This window comes from Syntrophorhabdaceae bacterium, assembly GCA_028713955.1.
Taxonomy (GTDB): domain Bacteria; phylum Desulfobacterota; class Syntrophorhabdia; order Syntrophorhabdales; family Syntrophorhabdaceae; genus UBA5609.
The window spans coordinates 1-5694 of record JAQTNJ010000202.1 but is presented as its reverse complement, the minus strand read 5'-3'; the positions used below and the strand labels follow the sequence as shown (position 1 = coordinate 5694).

Here is a 5694-nt window from a genome sequence, read left to right as displayed (position 1 = left end):
CCATGAGCGCCACCGAGTACCCCATGTCCCTGAAATATTCGGCGATCGTGATCCCGGTAAAAACGCTCGCCTCCCGTGCCGCTACGGGCATGTTTGATGTGTTCGCAACGAGCACGGTCCGTTCCATGAGCGGCTCACCGGAGGCCGGGTCCTTGAGATGAGGGAATTCCATCAGCACATCGGTCATCTCGTTCCCGCGTTCCCCGCATCCGACATATACCACGATCTCCGCGTCGGCCCACTTTGCGAGCTGGTGCTGCACGACCGTCTTACCGCTGCCGAAAGGCCCGGGCACACAGGCAGTACCCCCTTTCGTAATAGGGAAGAACATATCGATCACACGCTGACCCGTTGTCATGGGATCGACAGGCATAAGCTTTCTCGCCACAGGGCGTGGATCGCGGACAGGCCATCTCTGGACCATGGTGATGCTGAACTGGCCTTCAGACCCTTCGATTACCGCCACCTCACTGTCCACATTACCGGTTACCGGCCCTATCTTCCTGACGACACCCGATCTTCCGGGAGGCACCATGATCTTATGGACTACAAGGTTGCTTTCCTGCACCGTGCCCAGGATATCACCGGGTTCAACAGGGTCGCCAACCTTTGCGACAGGCTTGAAGTTCCACTTGCTCGATCTGTCGAGCGCCGGTCTCTCTGCGCCGCGCACGATATACTCGCCAAAATCCTGCGCCAGCGTATCGAGCGGTCTCTGGACCCCATCGTAGATTGACCGGATAAGGCCCGGACCCAGTTCTACGCTAAGCGGCTCCCCTGTCCTCGCCACCGGCTGGCCGGGTCCGATCCCCTCCGTCTCTTCGTAGACCTGTATCGAGTAGTCATTACCCTTGATCTCGATAATTTCACCAAAGAGATTCGCTTCGCCCACACGAACCATCTCGTACATACGCGCACCGGTAAGCCCGCGGGCTATTACCAGTGGTCCCGATACCTTTACAACTTCGCCGCTATTCCCGTTCATATCCCCTACCCCTGGATCATCTAATTTGTGTCTTTGCCCAGAATATCAATACACAAGGAACACTCAACAGCTTTTCTGATCTCCTGAAAGCTCACATGCCTGCTCCCCTCATGCGTCGGGATAATCGACAGGATGGTTGAGCACCTCTGGCGGAATTCCCTGATCGCCTCAGGGTTTTCGCTTGCCATACTCTCTGTAACAAGAACGAAACCGACCTCGGGGTCACGTGAGAGGGCAATCAGTTCCTGCAGCAGTTTCGCATTATCCTCCAGCGGGATAACCTCAAACCCAACACCCTTGAATCCGAGTATCAGATGCTTCTCTCCTATGGCAACGGCCTTAGACATAACAGTCCTTCAATCTTTGTTTCAGCAGGCTTTGATCGATGCGATTAAGTCTGCCGGTAACGACCAGTTTCAGATTCTGCATTTCCACGAGAAAACCGGAGAGGAAGGAAAAGACCCTTTCCGGACCCGCGGTTTGAAATTTTCCGTCGCGGGCGATCCTGACGAGATGGTTTGTCGCCCTCAGTTCAAAACCTGAGATCTGATCGTCCATCTCCAGTTCCATAGACTCGGCAAAAAGCTCACCGATCTCCCCCCCTATTACTGCTTGCCATGCCTCAGGATTCTGTATGCCGGTCAGTTCCGTTATGACGGATGTAAAATCACCGAGAGGGAGAAGGTACTGCTGATAACGCTTCGTTTGAATACCCTGTTTCACCGCTCTCCACAGGATAATAACGATGGACGCGAGGATTTTGTCATTCACGTATGTCCTGATCATCTCCGATTCCAATCCCTGAGCCAAGGAGAGGAGATGTCTCAGGTACGCGCCATCGAGAAAGGTATCTATAACGCCGGGAAAAACCTCATACGCTTCACCCTCCCCAAATCCCCCGGCTTCGGTAACGGGCCCCGGGAGATCGGCAAAATCCCCGTGAGCTATTGCTGAAAGCTTTTCATGGCTCAGGATTCCCATGGGGAAGGGAAATGTCGTCGTGCCGCTGAATGCATTCTTCAGGTTCAGATAATCACTCTGCAGGAGGAAGATATCGGCGGGTATCGTTGAAGGAGAGTCACTTCGCATAGAGATTGCCATATCATGAAAACACCTGTCTGCAAGGGCGCTGAAGTCTTCCCAGACCGTGCCGGGCGTCAGGTAATCCCCGAGGAATGTCTCCTGGAGATGCAGAACAATATCGTCGATACGTTCCTGGGTGATAATGCCCATGAAAAACTCCCTTGGCAGGAAATGGTCTTCGAGGGCGCTTATCCTTCCTGACACAAAACCCCACTGTGGAATATTTGGTATCTTTGGAAACATTGTCCGTTATCCTGAAAACAATTCTTTTGCAATAAACGGCATTGCCTCTGCCTCGATATCTTTCAGAATAGTGCCGAGCGTCTGATCAACCTCATAGTCTTCCCCGATGAAAACAAATCCACCGGGTTCATGCAGCCAGTCCGTCTCATCCAGGACGATCCTGGCTTCCGGGTTTCTCGGTTTGTTGACATCGGAAAGTATCCCGGCAAAACGCTGTTTCTCCCCGTTGTGAACACGAAGTTTTCCCCCCGATCCGCCCGCAGCTTTCTCGACAAGACGCCCCATGAGTTCTCCATACTTATCGTCCGGCCAGTTCAATATCTCTTCCATAGCCGTTTGAAAAAGGGAACGAAGCAGCAGATTGCGCTTCTCGAGAACCTGTTTATTCGCAATGCCTTTGAACTGGATGAGTTTCCGGTTGAACTCGTCCTCTATTGCTGCAGTGCGTGCCTGATAAGATCGCTCGATCTCCCGGGCGATCTCTTCTTTCCTGGCAGCGAAGAGTGCATTAGTATGCTTCTTCGCATTTTCAACAATACGGGCAGCCTCTTTTCTGGCATTCGATAACACTGCTTCCCGGATCTTTTCTAAGCCCATAATCTCAACACACCTCGTTTCTTACAGACCAAGAGACTTAATGGCAAGTGGTTGCGTAAGGAATATGATAAAAAGAACAGTCGCAAGAAGCGCAACAACGGCATATGTTTCGACAAAGGCCGGAAACAGAATAGCCCGCCCGGCAGCCTCCGGTCTTCTGGCAATAAGTGATATGCCCGCGGCGGATGCCTCACCTTGCTTGATCGCAGAGATCAAGAGGGCCAGACCGCACCCGAGACCGATAAAAAACAATGCGAAACCGGTTCCCAGGGTGATTTTCAGGACCGACCCGCCGATGAGTCCTGTCTGCGTCATCATAAGGATCGCAGCAATAAATCCGTAGAATCCCTGTGTTCCGGGCAGGGCAAGCATGATGAGCATGCGGCCAAAGAGTTCGGGTTTTTCACGAAGAACCCCTGCACACTGATGCGCCGCAATTGCGATACCCCATGCCGAGCCGCATCCTCCCAAACCAAATGCCAGGCCTGCTCCCGCGTAACACAGACCGCGTCCCAGTTCAATCCATTCAGGCGACATGTTTTTCTCCTCCAATGATCGTTTCTATAATTCATGCCGGAAAGCCTTTCTCCCCGGTTCCGGCAAATTATGTTGCCCCGATCCTGATCAACCTTGACAAATCTCGCATCATTTACCCGTCTTCTTCATAATAAACATGGGCGAATCAAAACCAAGCGGTTGGAACGGCCTTGCTCCGCCCTCATAAAACCTGCCGAAAAATTCAACGAAGAGCAGTCTCATTGAGTGGACAAATGCGCCGAGCGCACTGATGAGGAAGTTGAACAGGTGACCGGCTAAAAGCATAATGATGAAAAGAAACATCCCGACATAGGGAATATCCCTGAGCATGCCCGCCATGAGATTAAAGGCCATGGCAACGATCGAGGTGGTCAGGCCAAGGGCGAGGAGCCTGCAGTAGGACAGGATATCGCCGATAAAAGCCGTTATACCATAGCTCCCCATAATCCCATAGAGACTGACAAACCCTCCCGCGATCTTCCCGAAAGGGCTCTTGATGTCTCTCCCCTGCGTCAGTATCAACCCGACCGCTCCTGCCGTAAAAAGCCACAACCCCGTGTTGAATATTTTCGGCGGGATGTCGCCGAAGATCTTTCCTACTATCATCAGCAAACCGGTTAATGTCACTATCCAGCAGACACCGTCAGAAAAAGCGCCCAGCATGTCCCTGTTTCTGATCGCGCTGTACATCCTGAGTATTATACCGAAGAACTGATTGAGCACGCCGATCCCGAGCGCGGCCATAAGCGCTACAATGGTCTTCTCCATGGGGTCGATGACAACGAACTTCTGCTGGAGTAAGCTGAGGATATTCCCCTGACCGAGGTATTCCGGTTTATAGAGATCTCCGAACCAGGAGCCCATTAACGCGCCGAATACCACGCTGCTGATCCCGCCATAGAGGAGTATGCGCGACAGGTTGTTGACTCCCTTGTATATCTTTGTTTTGGTGTTCAGGTAAGTGCCCATTGTCGCAAGCATAAGACCGTAACCCACATCACTGAAACATATTCCAAAAAAGACATAGAAGTTAAGCTGCATAAACGGGGTCGGATCAAAACCTCTGTAACGCGGAAGTCCGAACATCTCGGTAAGAAGCTGGATGGGCTTCAAAAGATAAGGCGAAGAGATACTCACCGGTACATCATCTTCCGGGGCAGGATCCTCCATGGTAACCATGGATTCAGGAAATTCCCCGTTGATCGTTGTTATAAATATGCCGGTATCCTTTGCCCTTATATATCCCTTCAGTATGTGTACCCACTTGCCGTGAACACCTTTCATGGAAGCGATGTGCTCATTACGGACATTTGTCCAGTAAGCCTTTAGAACAAGGAGAGAGCGGCGGCCTTCACCGGTTCTTCGTCCGACAACGAGGGGATGTATCTTTTCCGAGATCCCGACGATCTGGTCACGGTATCTTCCAAGATCTTCCTTCAACTCACTGATACGATCTGAAATCTTCTCCCGGTGCCCTGGAAGCTGGATCTCGTCAAATTCGATAGAGGCAAGGGCTTTCCGTACCTCCTCTGCATCATCCTTCAGAAAGGCAAAGACCATCCTTGTCTTCTCCGTCGAAGAAGAAGGGTTCATGTACGGTTGGACATCATCGGGCATTACTTTTGGCTTGACCTCTTCCCATGCAGCCTTTGCCCATGCTTCTTCCGCGGGGTTGATCAGGGTGATGTTTTTTTTCGGCACATATCCGACAACGAGGTTAACGTGTACGGGCGAAAAGAAATCCGCGAGATTGAAAGGAAGGTCCCTGATGGGGTTAAGTTCTTTTAATTCGCTTTCTATCTCCCCGATCACTCTCTCGGAACGGCGATAGACCTCATCCAGCTCATACGCATACTGATAGCGTTCCTCGAGGTCATATCCGTTGAGGACAGCGTCGATCTCTTTCTGTGTTGTCACAAGAGGAAGCGGCGTCAGGCCTTTTATAAAACTTTCCTGCTCAGGATAAAAGATATTTGTGAGGTTGAGGATAAAATCGATCTTACGGAGAGTCTCATCAACGTCTTCCATGGATGCTTCATAGCCTTTGAATACGGCATTCTCGTCGAAGAGGTCCTTCGTATCAATAACCTCCATCATGCCAAGATGGTTGATCGTCTTTATCAAACGTCTGTTTGAATCTTTTGGGCTTACGATCGTTATCTTTTTTAACGCCTCAATGGCCATAGGTTTTCGCTATAAATTTTTACACCGGGATACAATCAGCCCCACCTGCTTCCGGAGGCTGTCAT

Annotated in this window: 6 protein-coding genes; all 6 read right to left on the bottom strand. The window is 51.2% G+C overall.

All coding sequences use genetic code 11. The features are described from left to right. The coding region (locus PHU49_13680; GenBank protein MDD5245055.1) for a V-type ATP synthase subunit A at window positions 1-985 on the bottom strand (985 nt) is incomplete at its 3' end. 20 nt (window positions 986-1005) lie between these two features. Further along, a complete protein-coding gene (locus PHU49_13675) occupies window positions 1006-1332 on the bottom strand; it encodes a V-type ATP synthase subunit F (GenBank protein ID MDD5245054.1) in 327 nt (108 codons plus the stop codon). Continuing rightward, window positions 1325-2311, bottom strand: a complete 987-nt coding sequence (locus PHU49_13670) for a V-type ATPase subunit (GenBank protein ID MDD5245053.1) — start codon at window positions 2309-2311, stop codon at window positions 1325-1327. Before PHU49_13670 ends, PHU49_13675 begins: the two co-directional genes overlap by 8 nt. Before the next feature lie 6 nt (window positions 2312-2317). Next, window positions 2318-2908 (bottom strand): V-type ATP synthase subunit E, encoded by a 591-nt coding sequence (locus PHU49_13665; GenBank protein ID MDD5245052.1) that lies wholly within the window; start codon window positions 2906-2908, stop codon window positions 2318-2320. 21 nt (window positions 2909-2929) lie between these two features. Then, window positions 2930-3445, bottom strand: coding sequence for a V-type ATP synthase subunit K (locus PHU49_13660; GenBank protein ID MDD5245051.1), 516 nt, complete (start codon window positions 3443-3445; stop codon window positions 2930-2932). Between the two features lie 108 nt (window positions 3446-3553). Further along, complete coding sequence (locus tag PHU49_13655; protein ID MDD5245050.1) at window positions 3554-5629, bottom strand: hypothetical protein; 2076 nt, start codon at window positions 5627-5629, stop codon at window positions 3554-3556. Between the last annotated feature and the right edge of the window lie 65 nt (window positions 5630-5694).